This is a genomic window from Flavobacterium praedii, assembly GCF_026810365.1.
GTDB classification, from domain to species: Bacteria; Bacteroidota; Bacteroidia; order Flavobacteriales; family Flavobacteriaceae; genus Flavobacterium; species Flavobacterium praedii.
In genome coordinates this window covers 2,221,683-2,237,274 of record NZ_CP113948.1, presented here as the reverse complement: position 1 = coordinate 2,237,274, position 15,592 = coordinate 2,221,683, and the positions used below count along the sequence as shown (strand labels likewise).

Here is a 15,592-nt window from a genome sequence, read left to right as displayed (position 1 = left end):
GTAACTTAATAGAGCAAAAAATTAGAATTGTAACGATTTGAAAGTAATACACATAATATGAAAAACAAAACATATAATACCAAAGCATTACTGATTGCAACTGGTCTTTCCATTTTTATGATTGGGTTAGTGTTTTTTGGTTCAAGAAATCTCCAGAATTTTGATGCGGCATTGGTAACCTATTTATTTGGAACAGTGTTTGCTTTCTTCGGAATAGTCTATCGCTATTCGGTTTGGCTGCAAAGACCACCCACATGGATCTATTTCAAACGGGGTATTACGTATTTGGTAACTGGAAAAGTGTTTTCTCATTTTTGGTTTGCCACAAAAGAAACTATAGCGAATATTGTTTTTCAGAAATTTATTTATCCTAGAGGTAAGTACCGATGGGTGGCGCATTTTATGATAGCAGTGGGATGTACTTCGGCTTTTTTGGTTACAATCCCTCTTACTTTTGGTTGGATTCATTTTGCAATGGCACCCAATACCATTTCGGTCTATGAAGCTTACTTTTTTGGATATAAAGTCATGGACTTTAAATTGGATTCTATAGTTGCATTTTTGACTTTTCATGCTTTAAACTGGTCGTCGTATTTGGTTATTTTTGGATCACTTTATTATTTGAGAAGACGTTTGACAAATCCCGGATTGATTGCCACTCAGTCTTTCGAAGGAGATTTATTACCGCTTATTTTATTGATCGCCATTTCAGTAACAGGATTGGGACTTACCTATTCGTATCAATTTATGAAAGGATTTGCTTTTGATTTCTTGGCAGTTTTACACGCTGTGACGGTAATCTTATTTTTGATATGGATTCCTTTCGGGAAGTTTTTTCATATTATTCAGCGTCCGGCACAAATTGGAGCACATATTTACAAAAAGGAAGGGATGAAGCAAGGAATGGCGGTTTGTCCTCATACAGGAGAAGCTTTTGCTACCAAGTTGCATATAAATGATTTGAAAACGGTGACGGAACAATTGGGTTTTAATTTTACGCACGATGATGGAACATCACACTTGGATTTGAGCCCTGAGGGTAAAAGATCTCGACTGGCACAAGCGCATTTAAAAGCCAGACTTGAAGGCGGAAATTTATTCGGATAAAAATTAACCGCAAAGACGCTATGTCGCAGAGAAAAAAGGTATACATTGATTAAAAATAATAAAGGCCGTAAATTAGCATTATTGCAATGAAAAATAATTGCGACTTTGCGTCTTAGCGGTAAAAAAAATAAAAAAATGGCAAAATTACCAGTATCAGAAGAAAATATCGTTAAGCATTTTGGCCCCACGCTGAACTATGCGCCAAAAGATGGTTATGTAGGTAGGGATGAACCGGATGAAGCTATAAAAACACATTGTTGTTTTTGTGGAATGCAATGCGGAATCCAATTGTTAGTGAAAGAAAATAAAGTGGTAGGTTTTGAGCCTTGGATGGAGTTTCCCTTTAATGAAGGAAGATTGTGTCCGAAAGGGGTGCAACGCTACTTGCAAAATAATCATCCAGATCGTTTGATGACTCCTTTGAAAAGAGTAGAAGGGCAAGGTTTTGTACCTACATCATGGGATGAGGCGATGAGCAAAACGGTTTCGGAAATAAAAAGAATTCAAGAGAAGTATGGGAATGACGCTATGTCGATGCTATCCGGAGTTTCGTTAACCAATGAGAAAAGTTACCTCGTTGGAAAATTTGCTCGTGTGGCGCTTAAAACCAAAAACTTAGATTACAACGGTCGTTTGTGTATGGTGAGTGCAGGAGCTGGTAACAAAAAAGCATTTGGACTAGACAGGGCTTCGAATAATTATTCGGATCTCGAATATGCCGAAGTGATTATTGTGGCTGGTGCCAATATCAGTGAAACATTTCCAACGTTGACACACTGGATTTGGAAAGCCCGTGACCGAGGAGCCAAAATTATAGTAGTTGACCCAAGGATGATTCCACTTGCTAGAACTGCCGACATTCATTTGGATGTTCGTCCTGGAACTGACTCGGCCTTATATGGTGCAATGCTAAAATATTTGGTGGATCACGATATGCTGGATCATGATTTTATAGATAATTATACTTCTGGTTTTCAAGAAACGATAGATGCCGTAAAAGACTATACCCTAGAATGGGCAGAGGAAGTTACGGGAATTGATAAAAATAAAATAAGGGAAGCCGCGGAATTGTGGGGCAAAGCCAAAACGAGTTTCTTACTACATGCCCGTGGAATAGAACACCACTCAAAAGGGGTAGATAATGTTTTGGGTTGCATCAATTTGGTTTTGGCAACTGGAAGAATTGGTAGACCTTATTGTGGTTATGGAACCATTACAGGACAAGGAAACGGACAAGGAGGTAGAGAACATGGTCATAAATGCGATCAATTGCCAGGAAATAGAGATATTGAAAATCCGGAACACCGCAAGTATATTTCGGAAGTTTGGGGGATTAATGAGAAAGATATGCCTGGAAAAGGACTATCGGCTTATGAAATTATAGAAGCAATTCATCGTGGAGAAATAAAAGGATTAATTTCTATTTGTTTCAATCCATTGGTGTCTTTGCCAAATAGCAATTATGTTCGAGAAGCGTTGGAGAAACTGGAATATTACGTTTGCATTGACTTTTTCTTGAATGAAACAGCGCGTCACGCCGATATCGTTTTGGCGGGTTCTTTGCAGGAAGAAGAAGAAGGAACAACCACATCGGCAGAGGGAAGAGTAATCCGAATTCGTCAGGCAGTAACGCCTCCGGGCGATGCGAGAACGGATACTTCGATCATTCTTGAATTAGCCAAAAGATTGGGTGTTGAAGATAAGTTTACCTATGAAAATAGTGAAGCTATTTTTAATGAATTACGAGTGGCTTCAAAAGGAGGAACAGCCGATTATAACGGAATCACCTATAAAAAGATTGAAGATAATATGGGAGTCTTTTGGCCATGTCCAACGGAAGATCATCCAGGAACACCAAGATTGTGGGAAGATAAAAAGTTTAAGACACCTGACGGGAAAGCCCATTTTAATCCAGCACCTTACAAACTTCCGGGAGAGGTTACCGATGCCGAATTTCCTGTGATATTAACGACGGGACGTGTGGTATCTCAATATTTGAGTGGAACGCAAACCCGTAGAATAGGGAAGTTGGTTGATCAGTTTCCAGAGCCATTATTAGAAATTCATCCTACTTTGGCTAAACAATACGGAATTCAACAGAGAGAATTAATCAAGGTGTCGACACGTCGGGGAGAAGGAATTTTTCCAGCAAATATTGTTGAAACCATTCGGGAGGATACAGTTTTTATTCCATACCACTGGTCTGGGAAAAAATCAGCCAATCAATTAACACCCGGGACGTTAGATCCTATTTCAAAAATACCGGAGTTCAAAGTATGTGCTTGCCACTTAGAACCACTCAAAGAGATTGCAGCGCCTTCCAAAGAATCAACAGCTTATGCGAGTGTTTAATCTATAAAATATAAAGATGAATTATACCAGTTTCAATAAAAACGAGGAATTTTTTGTAGATATGCAACGCTGCATTGGCTGTAAAGCCTGCGAAATGGCTTGTGCCGAATGTGAAACCAATGGTCAGGAAACTTTAATTCACGTGAATTATGTCGATCGGGCTTCTACAATACAAACAACGGTTCAGGTGTGTATGCATTGTGACGATCCTGTTTGTGCTAATGTATGTCCCGCCGATGCGATATCCAAAGATGAAAACGGAATTGTGCATACCGCCAATACAGAAAGATGTATTGGTTGTTCGAATTGCGTGATGGCTTGTCCATTTGGTGTGCCCAAAAAAGAAGAATCGTATGATTTGATGATGAAATGTACAATGTGTTACGATAGAACCAGTATTGGCAAGAAACCCATGTGTGCTACAGTATGTCCTAGTGGCGCTTTGTTTTTTGGAACAAGAACTGAAATCGAAGAAATGCGTCCAAATAGCACACCAGTCAATACCTTTATATTTGGCAAAGAAATTGTAAATACCAAAGTCAATATCATGATGCCAAAAGGCAGTACGGAGTTGATTATTTATTGATTTAGTACCACTTTAAACCTTAAACCTTAAACTTTTTTACAACATAAAGAAATGTCAAAAGAAGATAATTTAAATAAAAATTGGAAGAAAGACTTTCCAATCCTCAAGCAGCAAGCCACTAATGTAAGTCGTCGTGACTTTGCTAAATTCCTTACGCTCGTTTCGGGCGGATTAATGGTAGGAAGTGGTCTTGTGGCTGCCAAAGCGTATTTACTTCCAAAAGAAGAAATCGAAGGAGAGCATTTCGTGTGTAAAAAAGATGAAGTTCCCGTTGGTGGAACCCGTGCTTTTGTGATCGAGGGTAGTACAATACCTTATATCTTAATTCACCTCGAAAGCGGCGATTTCAAGGCGTATGAGCAAAAATGTACGCACCTCTCCTGTTCCGTTTTTTACAAACCGGGTACCGGAATCATTCATTGTCCCTGTCACGAAGGATCATTTGATGCAAAAACGGGAGATGTTTTAGCTGGGCCACCGCCAAGAGCCTTGCCAAGTCTAGAAGTGTTTTTTAAGGAAAATGATATTTACGTCAAAGCTTCTCAACACAAAGATCAAACCGTTTAATTCGTCAGTTAATAGTAGGAACATTTCTTTAAGTTTTATTCTGATCACTCAAATTCACAACCCACAACAAAAATAAGTTATGAGTACCTTTAGAACCAGTCAAAATCAAGCGAATCCCAATAAGTTGAATAACATTCTTTCGACTTTGATATTTATTTTAATATTGAATGTCACCATTCAGATTTGGTTGTTGTATGCCTCATTGAACAACGCTTTGGAAAACAACAGAGAAATTTTAATACCTGCTTTTATCGCTTCATTAATCTTATTCCTAATAGGATTTTCATGGTTGTATTATTTACCGACAGGTAATAAAAAACAACAATAATAAAGCAGTAATGGTATAAAATGTTTTGGAGACATCTTTTGGGCGTGACCACAGCTAGAAAAAAGGGCTAGTTTCGTTGTCGTCATTGCCCTTTTTCCTATCTGCGGTCGGGCTATTCATGCTACTTCGGTAGCTTATTGCTATCCCTCACGCAATGCTAAGAGTATTTATTGCAAACGAGAGGTTTTATTGTTTGCTTAGAAAATAACATCGTTAAAATTAATTCAAAAACGCGAACTAAGGTTTGGGCATGCGATTTTTATAATTATATAATTATAAAATGAGACATTTCCTTAAGAACCTAAATTTTAAACAAAAAAATGCCTCTCAATAATTGGTTGAGAGACATTTATATATTTAGTTTTAAGCTTTTTATTTAATATCCTTTGAAGCGAACTTTACAAATCCACCGCAATTACCATTTCGGTCGATAGATTGCTGAACGATAAGGTTTCCTATGTCTATCATATTATTCAATTCATATAAATCCGTGCAAACAAGGTGGTTTTTTATTTTCTCATCAATTTCGTTTTGCAAGGCTTTAAGGGATTCTTTGGCTATCAATAGATCCGAATCAAATCGAACGATCCCTGCATTTTGACGCATCAGCAATTGTAATTTTGCTTTGGTTTGTGCGACGTATTCAGGTGCTATTTTTGTTTTTGATTCGATAGGCCATTTTGGAATTGAATTTTCAGTTTTTGGAGCGATAAATGGATTTTCGGCCAAGTAATGGTATATTTTATCCGAATACACTAGCGCTTCTAATAAAGAGTTTGAGGCAAGTCTATTGGCACCATGCAAGCCTGTTCTGGAACATTCGCCACAGGCAAACAAATTTTCGATAGATGTTTTTCCATTAATGTCTACAACTATTCCGCCGCATAAATAATGTTGAGCAGGAACTACGGGAATCCAGTCTTTTTCAAGATCAATTCCAACTTTCATGCAATGCTTGTAAATCATCGGAAAGTGTTTTTTGAAACCTTCCATTTCAAGATGAGTACAATCCAAATAAACACATTCATCACCCGATTTTTTGAGTTCCAAATCGATACTTTGTGAAACTATATCTCTGGAAGCCAAATCTCCTCGAGAATCATAAAGGTGCATAAATAACTCCCCTTTTTTGGTTCTCAATCGAGCTCCAAAACCACGAACGGCTTCGGATATTAAAAATTTGGATCCACCCGTGTTGTCAAATAATGCTGTTGGATGAAATTGTATAAATTCCATATCCTGAATTTTTGCATTGGCACGATATGCCATTGCAATTCCGTCTCCAGTTGCAATTATGGGGTTGGTCGTGTGGCCATATAAATGACCAATTCCGCCTGTTGCCAGTAAAGTAACATCAGATTTATAGGTGATAATTTCATTTGTTTTTTCGTCAAGGGCATATGCTCCCAAACATTTATTGTCTTTGGTAATCAATTCTAAAGCAAAATGATGATCCAGAACAGCTATGTTTTCTTTTTGCATGACTTGTTCCAAAATAGCACGCTGGATCTCATGACCCGTTTGGTCTTTGTGGTGTACTACTCTGTTTTCAGAATGGCCTCCTTCTTTGCCTAAATCAAAAGTACCTTTTGAATTACGGTCAAATTGAGCACCCCATTCTATCAATTCTTTCAAACGTTTTGGCCCTTCGGTTATGACCATTTTTACAACTGTTTCATCGCATAATCCATCTCCACATATAAGAGTATCTTCAATATGTTTTTGATACGAATCTTCGGTTTTGTCGGTAACAATAGCAATGCCGCCTTGAGCATATTTAGTATTAGACTCGTCAGCGTTTGCTTTGGTAAGTATGGTGATGGTTCTTTCTGGGAAACGATTTGCCATTTTAAGGGCAAATGTTAAACCTGCTACTCCAGAACCTATAATTAAATAATTGGTTGTAATCATTATTTGGATAATTCGAGCATACGTTCGATTGGGATTAACGCTTTTTCTCTAATGTCATCAGGGACATTAATTTCGGGTGTTTCATTCAATAAGCAATCATATACTTTTTGAAGGGTATTCATTTTCATATATCCACATTCGCTGCAAGCACAAGTGTTGTCTTCGTTTGATGGGGCTGGAATTAATATTTTATTAGGTACTTCTTGTTTCATTTTATGCAAAATACCTGCTTCGGTTGCAACAATAAATTTGTTACTTGGATTGTTTTTTACATATTCAATCATTCCAGCAGTAGACCCAATGTAGTTTGCCGTTTTTAAGATATGTGTTTCTGATTCTGGATGAGCAATAATTTGAGCATCTGGATTTTGCTTGTATAATGCAATTAATTTGTCCAAAGAAAATGCTTCATGAACCACGCAAGCTCCATCCCAAAGTAGCATTTCTCTTCCAGTTTGTTCCATAACATATTTTCCTAGATTTTTGTCAGGAGCAAATATAATTGGCTTGTCAAGAGGAATAGATTGTACAATTTTTATAGCATTAGAAGAAGTAACAACTATATCGGTCAGTGCTTTTACTTCGGCTGAACAGTTTACATAAGTGATTACAATATGGTCTGGGTGTGCTTCTGTGAATTTTTGAAAAGATTCTGCAGGACATGATTCTGCTAGAGAACAGCCTGCTTTTAGGTCTGGAAGTATTACTTTTTTAGAAGGATTTAATATTTTGGCAGTTTCGGCCATGAAATGAACTCCCGCAAATAGGATAATGTCAGCATCTACTTTCATAGCTTCTTGGGACAATCCCAAGCTATCTCCCACATAATCTGCCACATCTTGAATATCGGATTCTTGATAGTAATGCGCTAAGATTACGGCATTTTTCTCTTTTTTTAATTCCAATATACGTTCTTTAAGACTTTTCATTTTTTTAAAAACTTTAATGGTTTTTTTAATTGAAGATTAATTGTATGCAAATATAAGGTAAAACTTTGAAGCTACATCTTTCTAATTGCTTTCTAAAAAGCTCAAAATAAATGTTTTTGTTAAATCTTTGATATTGGGATTTTTATAGCCTGCAAATCTATTCTAATATGTTTCTTAGTAGTATGACATTTATCAGCTTTTAAGCAAATTAGTATTATGACCTTTGTCACATTCATTTATTAAACCAATAAGACGCATGACAACAAAAAAACCACTTCATACTTTCCATATTCCTGTAATGGGATTGGCATATACAATTGATAGTCCGATACGAGTGGCTCAATATGGAATTTCTTCCGTAGTTTCAATTATAGATGACGATTTGATTGAAAGAATGAATGCATTTTACAGTGAAAAATTTAAAATTCCATACCATGAAATCTCTCAAAAAGTGCACGATTATCGTGCAGAAAGAGTGACTTCATATCTGAATTTGATGGATACCATCGTAAAAGAAAAATTTGAGAAATTCAAAGTAGAATTAACTGAAAGCAAGCAAGCTTTAGAGAATTATATCGCGATGTTGCCTAATAAATCGGAGATTAAAAATGGTTTGCAAAAACTAGTTGATGATGGAATCGCTTTTAAAGATACTATCAAAAATTACCTTGAGGAAAATCTATCTCCTGGTGAAATTGATGTAAATATTATGACAAAAGTCGATAAGGATAATTTTGTAAAAGATGTACAATTACCTGTTGAGTTTAATGATGCTCACGCTTCTCTTCGCGGTTTTGCCAATAGTAATTTGTCATCATCAGTTGTGCTTTCAGCTGGAATGAATCCAAGATTGTATGCTTATTTTGAAAACTTTCCGGTATTTTATCCAGACTTAAATAATAATTTACAAAAGAAAATTATTTTGAAAGTTAGTGATTTTAGATCAGCAATGATTCAAGGAAATTTCTTGGCTAAAAAAGGGCTTTGGGTTTCCGAATATCGAATTGAATCTGGTTTAAATTGCGGAGGTCATGCCTTTGCAACAGACGGATATTTGTTAGGGCCAATTCTGGAAGAATTCAAACAAAAAAAGGAGCAATTAATACAATCTGCTCATGAGTTGATGGTAAAAGCTTTAGAGATAAAAGGGATGCACGTTCCAGATGCGCCTTTAGAATTAAAAATTACGGTTCAAGGTGGAGTAGGAACTGCCGAAGAACATGATTTTTTATTAGAAAAATACCAAGTAGATTCTGTGGGTTGGGGTTCTCCATTTTTATTGGTTCCCGAAGCAACTTCTGTAGATATAGCTACTCGCAGTTTATTAGAAAAAGCAAAAGAAGATGATTTTTATTTGAGTCACATTTCGCCACTTGGCATTCCATTTAATGCGGTGAAAGGGACAACAAATGAGTATTATAAACAAAAACGTATTGAAGAGGAACATGCAGGTAGTTCTTGTCCTAAGAAATTCTTAGCTTTAAGTAAAGAATATGGTCCAAAAGGAATGTGTCCAGCTTCTAGAAAATATCAAGATTTAAAATTAGACGAATTGGATGCCACAAAAGATTCATTGACTAAAGAAACTTTTGATAAAAAGAAAAATAGCATCACAGAGAAATCATGTCTTTGTGTTGGTTTGGCTAATGCTTCTTATTTAGAAAATCATATTAAAATAAAAGGTCAATCTCAAGGAGTTGTTATTTGTCCAGGACCTAATTTGGCTTTTTTTGATAAAGAAGTTTCGCTTCTAGAAATGGTAAAACACATTTATGGAAATGCTTCTGTTCTTGGAAACAAAGAGCGTCCAAATGTTATTATCAACGAATTGAAAATGTACATGGATTATTTAAAAAATGAAATCAATGAATTTTCAGAAAGTATTACTGCTCCGCAAGTAAAAAAACTAAAAGCTTTTAAGAGTAATTTGAATGAAGGGATAGATTATTATCAATCACTTTTGGCTTCAAATTCTTGGTTTGAAAAAAGTAAAGAAAAAATTGTAAATCAATTGAAACAATATAAAAAAGAACTGTTTGAACTTAATATTCCTGAATTAGTAAATTAGAAGTGGTTTGAATGATGAAAAAGGCTTAATAGATATTGAGCCTTTTTTTTTGTTTAATAAATTTCTATAAATAGTTGAAGAATTAATCTTTAAATAAAGTTTCACCTTTGACTAACCAGGCAAAACCAAAGCTTTCGATGGCTAAGGTTTCCATCCAAAAAGTTAATTGAAATGTACTGAAAAAAGTTTGTGGTATTATATTAAGCGAACCTGCAAACAAAATGAGGACAGCCAAGACCATTAATATTCCGCAAGTCCTATAAATTCTGTTTCGGATGTTTTTTTTTGTACCTCTTTGTTCAGGATCTTTGTTTGATTTTGTAAATAAAAAGAAAGACATATAGGAAAGACAAATGAAGAATAAGCCCGCGGCGGTATAGTGAAGGTACATTCTGAAATCACTTTTTGGTAAAATAGTTACTGCATATTTTTTAGAAGCATCACCACATAATTCGGTTATATTACTTGTTGGGAATAAAATGACTAATAATGCAAAAACTCCTGCAAACAAGGAAATGTAGAAGTCAACTGGATTTTTTCCTTTGTATATAATTAAAAAGAATGCCAAAAGACTCAAAATAATTATAAAAATACTACTTACTCGGGTAAAGTAATAATGACTTATAGATGCTAAAGGATGGTGTAAACCACTATCGAAGTATAAGAATACATACAAAAGAATAGGCATCGACATCCCCAAAACACCAACAATTTTTCGAAGAGTCAAACTATTGGTTAGCCAAATGCTATTTTTGTCAGTGTATTCTAATTTTAAATAAGTGTTTAAATTGGATGGCTTAGATTTTGTCATGGTACTTTAAGTATATTATTCAATTTCTTAAAATGCCATGTAAATGTAAGATTACTTTTTGTTATGTCAATGTAATTTATATTTTAGTCCAATATAATAGGTATAATGTCATAATATATTTTAATTGACCTATTTTTATTGGACTTCTTTGATATATCTAATTATATGTTAATATCTTAAAAAAGTATCTCCTGTTTTTATTCCTAAAGCTAACTCTTCTAGATTTGTGTTTTCAAGCATAAATTCTAGTTCATTACGAATGGATTTGAATTTTTCATGCATAGGACAAGGATGATCTTCTGAACAATGTGTTAGTCCTAAACCGCATCCAGTAAATACTCGGTCTCCTTCTAAAGCATTAACGATTTGTGCCAATTTAATGTCTTTCATTGTTTCTCGAGGGATTTCAAAACCTCCACCAACACCTTTTATAGAGTTAATGATGTTGTCCTTGGATAATATTTGAAGAATTTTTGCCGTAAAGGCTTCTGGAGAATCAATTTTTATTGCAATATCTTTGAGTCCTACTCTTTTGTTTTGATACGATTGTGATGCGATGAATATTGTGGCTCGAATGCCATATTCGCAGGTTTTTGAAAACATAATTGGTTTTTTACAAATTTAATAAATTAGTTTTATTTTTGGTATTAATTACTATAGTTTTGAACGATTAATGGCTTAATTTTTTCCTTATAAAATAGATTGCTAATAACAAATAATAAGCCTAGTGGCAAAAAGATACTTGCTAAGAATAAAACTTGGTAATAATTAGGAATTGATCCTATTCTTAAGAATAACCATGTGCCTTGAAGAAATAAAAGAATTTCGGTTGCAACAAATCCTGATAAGAAAATTTTGACTCCCCATTTTTGAATGTTATTCTGTGAGTTTAAATAATCATTTTGTAATGCAAATCCAAATAGAAAGCCTGTTATAATTCCCAACATCATCAAGTGGATGTATCCTATGACAAAATTCCGAATTTCATGGGATACCTGTGCCAACTCGGGAACCAAAACTATTAATTGAATGATGACTTTTAAAGCGAAAGAACACAAGGCAAATCGGTAAACGGTTTTTGCTAAAGGGGGAAGTGGAGCAAAGAAAACCTTATAATGAGGTCTAATAAGTTTAGCAAAAAGCACAAAACAAAGTAGTTGAATTATGATTCCAGCATTATTTATCCAATAAAAAATAGGATTAGTAATTGACCAACTCACAGGTAAAGCAAACGTTAACACCGTTGCGGTAACAAATAAATTATAAAACAAATGGAATTTTTTTTCCTCTATTTTTATTTTTGACTGTTTGAAAAACAAAGCCAAAACTGCAAACAGAAACCAACCATTAAACTGAAAATGAAGAAAAAACTGAATCGCAATTTGGTAAAAGGGACTTGATTTCCCCATTAGCCCAACAGCAGGTCCAAGACACCAAACTCCCAATGTGGAGAAAATCAGAAAAAACAAAGAAGTGTGTAACATTCTTTTTTCTGGATATGTATTTGTTTTGGCATCTTTCCAAATCAAATAACAAAAATAGTAACTGCAGAATATATGTAAAGTTGAAAAGACAATGGAAGCAAAAGCATATCCTTGTGCAGGAAAATCAATCATCATTCCTACTACTGCCATTTCGGTCACCCAAAATAATCGATTGTAAATGGGTTTTTGTTGTTTTTCTTTGGGAACAAAAAAGTGAATAATCAAGCAGTACAGCATCAAATATACCCAACCCAACATGGCTACGTGAGAATGTCCATGCATTAAATACTGAAAATTGACTCCTGAAATTGGAGCAATATACATCCATCGGAGAAATAATCCCATTAGTGCCGCAATGAAAAAATTGACAAAACAAATCAAAATCCAGCTCTTTTTCATACTCATCCTCCTCTAAATTGTACTTTTATTTTTTCTGTTGAAAGATTTTCATTTTCCAATGTTTTAAATGAATGGCCTAACTTTTCTATGGTTGGTACTCCATTTGTAAAGTGCTGAATGTAATAATTACCAGTGTACCCAGCTTTTTCCAAATACAAAATCATTTGCTCTATGTCTTTTTTGTTCAACAATTCGGAATGTACTGTTGTTCGTACTTCAAAAGAAATTTTACTTTGAAGTAGTATATTCAAAGATTTTTCGAATGGGCTGAAAAGTTTTGACTGTGTTATTTTTTCGAATTTTGAAGGAGTTGCTTTAAAGTCGAGTGCCACATAATCGATACTCTCTTTTTCAATAAGTTCCTTTAATACTTCGGGTTGTGAACCATTTGTGTCAATTTTAATTAAAAAGCCCATTTTTTTGACTTGGCTAATAAAGGAAATACACTTTTTATGCAACAAACATTCCCCTCCGCTAAAAACGACAGCATCCAAAAGATTGATTCTTTTTTTTAAAAACCGATTGATTTCTTCAAATGAAATAATTCCTTTTCCAAAAACAATTTCGGGATTATAACAATACAAACACCGCATATTGCAGCCTGCAAACCAAAGAATGCAAGCTGATTTATGTGGGTAATCTAGTAAAGTAAAAGGGGTTAAGCTATTAATTGGTCTAGCAACACTTTCCTTCTGTAAAATGAGTTCGTTGTTTGTGTTCACCTTTTTTTCCTATATTAAAACTCTCTACGGGTCTGTGGTAACCCATAACTCTAGTGTACACCAAACACTTGGTGCGTAATTCTTGATTTTGTTCTAAAATCTGATTGGTTGTCAACTTCATGTTATATGGTTGTTTAAGGGTTTAAATTGTTTAAAAGTTTAAAGTTGTTTAAGAGTTTAAACAATCTTAAACCATTTTTTTAAATTTCAATAAATTTTGCTTTTTCTTCAATTATAATTTCATCACATTTTGGGCAATATTCATGTTCTCCATTCAAGTAACCATGAACCGGGCAAACACTAAATACAGGAGTTACGGTGATGTATGGCAATCTAAAATTGGAAATTACTTTTTTTACAAATTGTTTGCAGGCTTCTGGCGAACTTATTTTTTCACTCATGTACAAGTGCAAAACAGTGCCTCCAGTATATTTACATTGCAATTGGTCTTGTAGCATTAAAGCTTCATAGGGATCTTGAGTAAAATCAACTGGGATTTGAGAACTGTTGGTATAATATATATTTTCCTCTTGACCTGCTTGAATAATGTCATCATAGCGTTTTTTATCTTCTTTGGCAAAGCGATAGGTTGTTCCTTCGGCAGGAGTTGCTTCAAGATTGTATAGGTTTCCAGTTTCTTCTTGAAATTCTTTCATTCTGTTTCGAATGTGATCTAGGATTCCCGAAGCAAATTCTATACCTGTTTCTGAGGTGACATTGTCTTTGTTTTTAGTGAAATTTTCAATCATTTCATTCATTCCATTCACACCAATGGTTGAAAAGTGGTTTCTGAAATGCTGCAAATAACGTTTTGTATATGGATACAATCCCCGGTCATACATTTCTTGAATAAAGACTCTTTTTTTCTCCAAAGTTGATTTGGCTATGTATAAAAGCTGATCCAATTGTTCATATAAAGTGTCTTTGTTTCCTTTGTTCAAATAGCCCAATCGCGCCATATTGATTGTTACAACTCCAATACTTCCCGTCATTTCGGCACTTCCGAAAAGGCCATTTCCACGTTTTAGCAATTCACGTAAATCAAGTTGCAAACGGCAACACATACTTCGAACTGCATTGGGCTTATAAGCATTCTCATTCTCAATTTGGTTTCCATTTTCGTCTAAAACATATTGACTACCGATGAAATTCTGGAAATAAGAAGATCCTATTTTTGCCGTATTTTCAAAAAGTAAATCGGTATTTTCTCCATCCCAATCAAAAGCTTCGGTAATATTTACCGTTGGAATTGGAAAAGTAAAGGGCTGTCCATTAGCATCACCTTCAGTCATTACGGTATAATACGCTTTGTTGATCAGGTTCATTTCTTTTTGAAAATGCTCATATCTTAAATCGGTTACCTTAGAAACCCCTCTTTTTTTTGCTCTTATCAGTAGGTCTGAAGTTATACTTTCTTTAAAAATATGTTGGTCATTTTTAGTTGGAATCTGGGTTTTTAAATCGTCTGGGACAATCCAATCCAAAGTGATATTCGTAAAAGGGGATTGTCCCCAACGTGCCGGAACATTTAGGTTGTAAACAAATCCTCTTACGGCTTTTAGTACATCATCAAATCCTAAATTGTCTTTAAATACATACGGAGCAAGATAAGTGTCAAAAGAGCTAAAGGCTTGCGCTCCTGCCCATTCACTTTGCAAAATCCCAAGAAAGTTTGCCATTTGTCCCAATGCTTCTCTAAAATGAGAAGGCGGCTTGCTCTCTACACGGCCTCTTACGCCATTAAACCCCTCATTAAGGAGTACTCTCAAACTCCAACCTGCACAATATCCTGTGAGACAATCCAAATCGTGGATGTGAATATCGCCATTACGATGGGCATAACCTTCTTCTTTGGTATATACTTTATCCAACCAGTAGTTGGCTATTATTTTTCCAGCTACATTATTCACCAATCCAGCATTTGAATAGGAAGTGTTTGCATTGGCATTGATGCGCCAATCGGTTTGTTCTATATATTCTTCAATAGTTTGGGTGCTGTCTACATAAGTGGTATCATCATTTAATCCAGCTATATGCTCGCGTTGTAATTTTCTGGTATGTCTGAACAACATAAAAGAACGCATTACATCAAAATATTTTTTTTCAAATAATTTTTTTTCAATTAAATCCTGAATCTCTTCAACTGACCAAACTAATTTATTTTCCAATTGGATCGTCACGCTTTCAAAGATACTTTCGTCAACAACTACGGATACACTATTGAAACTTTTTTCGATAGCATCTTTAATTTTGAAACTTTCAAATGGCTTGTATTTTCCATTCCTTTTAATTACATAATTTTCCATAGTTGTTGATTTTAAGTGGTTA

Annotated in this window: 14 protein-coding genes; 6 read left to right on the top strand and 8 right to left on the bottom strand. The window is 34.8% G+C overall.

Going from position 1 to position 15,592, the window contains the following annotated elements:
• Positions 1 to 57 precede the first annotated feature (57 nt).
• The 5 genes from OYT91_RS09545 to OYT91_RS09525 all read left to right on the top strand — a co-directional run bounded on the left by OYT91_RS09545 (position 58) and on the right by OYT91_RS09525 (position 4,940).
• Entirely contained in the window at positions 58 to 1,107 is a 1,050-nt protein-coding gene (locus tag OYT91_RS09545; protein WP_281237765.1) for an MFS transporter, read from the top strand.
• Positions 1,108 to 1,242: 135 nt separating this feature from the next.
• Positions 1,243 to 3,459 carry a molybdopterin oxidoreductase family protein gene (locus tag OYT91_RS09540; protein WP_281237764.1) on the top strand — a complete coding sequence of 739 codons (2,217 nt, stop codon included), beginning with the start codon at positions 1,243 to 1,245 and terminating at the stop codon, positions 3,457 to 3,459.
• A gap of 16 nt (positions 3,460 to 3,475) precedes the next feature.
• Positions 3,476 to 4,045, top strand: a complete 570-nt coding sequence (locus OYT91_RS09535) for a 4Fe-4S dicluster domain-containing protein (protein ID WP_116763495.1) — start codon at positions 3,476 to 3,478, stop codon at positions 4,043 to 4,045.
• A 51-nt stretch (positions 4,046 to 4,096) separates the two neighbouring features.
• A complete protein-coding gene (locus tag OYT91_RS09530; RefSeq protein WP_281237763.1) occupies positions 4,097 to 4,612 on the top strand; it encodes a Rieske (2Fe-2S) protein in 516 nt (171 codons plus the stop codon).
• A gap of 79 nt (positions 4,613 to 4,691) precedes the next feature.
• Complete coding sequence (locus tag OYT91_RS09525; RefSeq protein ID WP_269221936.1) at positions 4,692 to 4,940, top strand: DUF6755 family protein; 249 nt, start codon at positions 4,692 to 4,694, stop codon at positions 4,938 to 4,940.
• Positions 4,941 to 5,312: 372 nt separating this feature from the next.
• On the opposite strand, the gene nadB is transcribed toward OYT91_RS09525, so the two are convergent.
• Positions 5,313 to 6,851: an L-aspartate oxidase gene (gene nadB / locus OYT91_RS09520; RefSeq protein ID WP_281237762.1), complete on the bottom strand. Its 1,539-nt coding sequence runs from the start codon at positions 6,849 to 6,851 to the stop codon at positions 5,313 to 5,315.
• The gene (gene nadA, locus OYT91_RS09515) at positions 6,851 to 7,780 is read right to left on the bottom strand and encodes a quinolinate synthase NadA (protein ID WP_281237761.1); all 930 of its coding nucleotides are present in this window, start codon (positions 7,778 to 7,780) and stop codon (positions 6,851 to 6,853) included. Before nadA ends, nadB begins: the two co-directional genes overlap by 1 nt.
• Before the next feature lie 256 nt (positions 7,781 to 8,036).
• Between nadA and OYT91_RS09510 the strand changes: the two genes are divergently transcribed.
• Complete coding sequence (locus OYT91_RS09510; RefSeq protein ID WP_281237760.1) at positions 8,037 to 9,848, top strand: hypothetical protein; 1,812 nt, start codon at positions 8,037 to 8,039, stop codon at positions 9,846 to 9,848.
• Positions 9,849 to 9,930: 82 nt separating this feature from the next.
• On the opposite strand, the gene OYT91_RS09505 is transcribed toward OYT91_RS09510, so the two are convergent.
• The 6 genes from OYT91_RS09505 to OYT91_RS09480 form a co-directional block, all read right to left on the bottom strand.
• Positions 9,931 to 10,659 carry a hypothetical protein gene (locus tag OYT91_RS09505; RefSeq protein ID WP_281237759.1) on the bottom strand — a complete coding sequence of 243 codons (729 nt, stop codon included), beginning with the start codon at positions 10,657 to 10,659 and terminating at the stop codon, positions 9,931 to 9,933.
• A 168-nt stretch (positions 10,660 to 10,827) separates the two neighbouring features.
• A complete protein-coding gene (locus OYT91_RS09500) occupies positions 10,828 to 11,262 on the bottom strand; it encodes an RrF2 family transcriptional regulator (protein WP_269221939.1) in 435 nt (144 codons plus the stop codon).
• Between the two features lie 44 nt (positions 11,263 to 11,306).
• A complete protein-coding gene (locus tag OYT91_RS09495) occupies positions 11,307 to 12,488 on the bottom strand; it encodes a hypothetical protein (protein ID WP_281237758.1) in 1,182 nt (393 codons plus the stop codon).
• A 56-nt stretch (positions 12,489 to 12,544) separates the two neighbouring features.
• On the bottom strand, positions 12,545 to 13,264 hold the full coding sequence (locus OYT91_RS09490; protein ID WP_349293161.1) for an anaerobic ribonucleoside-triphosphate reductase activating protein: 720 nt from the start codon (positions 13,262 to 13,264) through the stop codon (positions 12,545 to 12,547).
• Complete coding sequence (gene nrdD, locus OYT91_RS17760; RefSeq protein ID WP_116763518.1) at positions 13,218 to 13,385, bottom strand: anaerobic ribonucleoside-triphosphate reductase; 168 nt, start codon at positions 13,383 to 13,385, stop codon at positions 13,218 to 13,220. Before nrdD ends, OYT91_RS09490 begins: the two co-directional genes overlap by 47 nt.
• A 79-nt stretch (positions 13,386 to 13,464) precedes the next feature.
• Positions 13,465 to 15,570, bottom strand: coding sequence for a ribonucleoside triphosphate reductase (locus OYT91_RS09480; protein ID WP_281237757.1), 2,106 nt, complete (start codon positions 15,568 to 15,570; stop codon positions 13,465 to 13,467).
• Positions 15,571 to 15,592 lie beyond the last annotated feature (22 nt).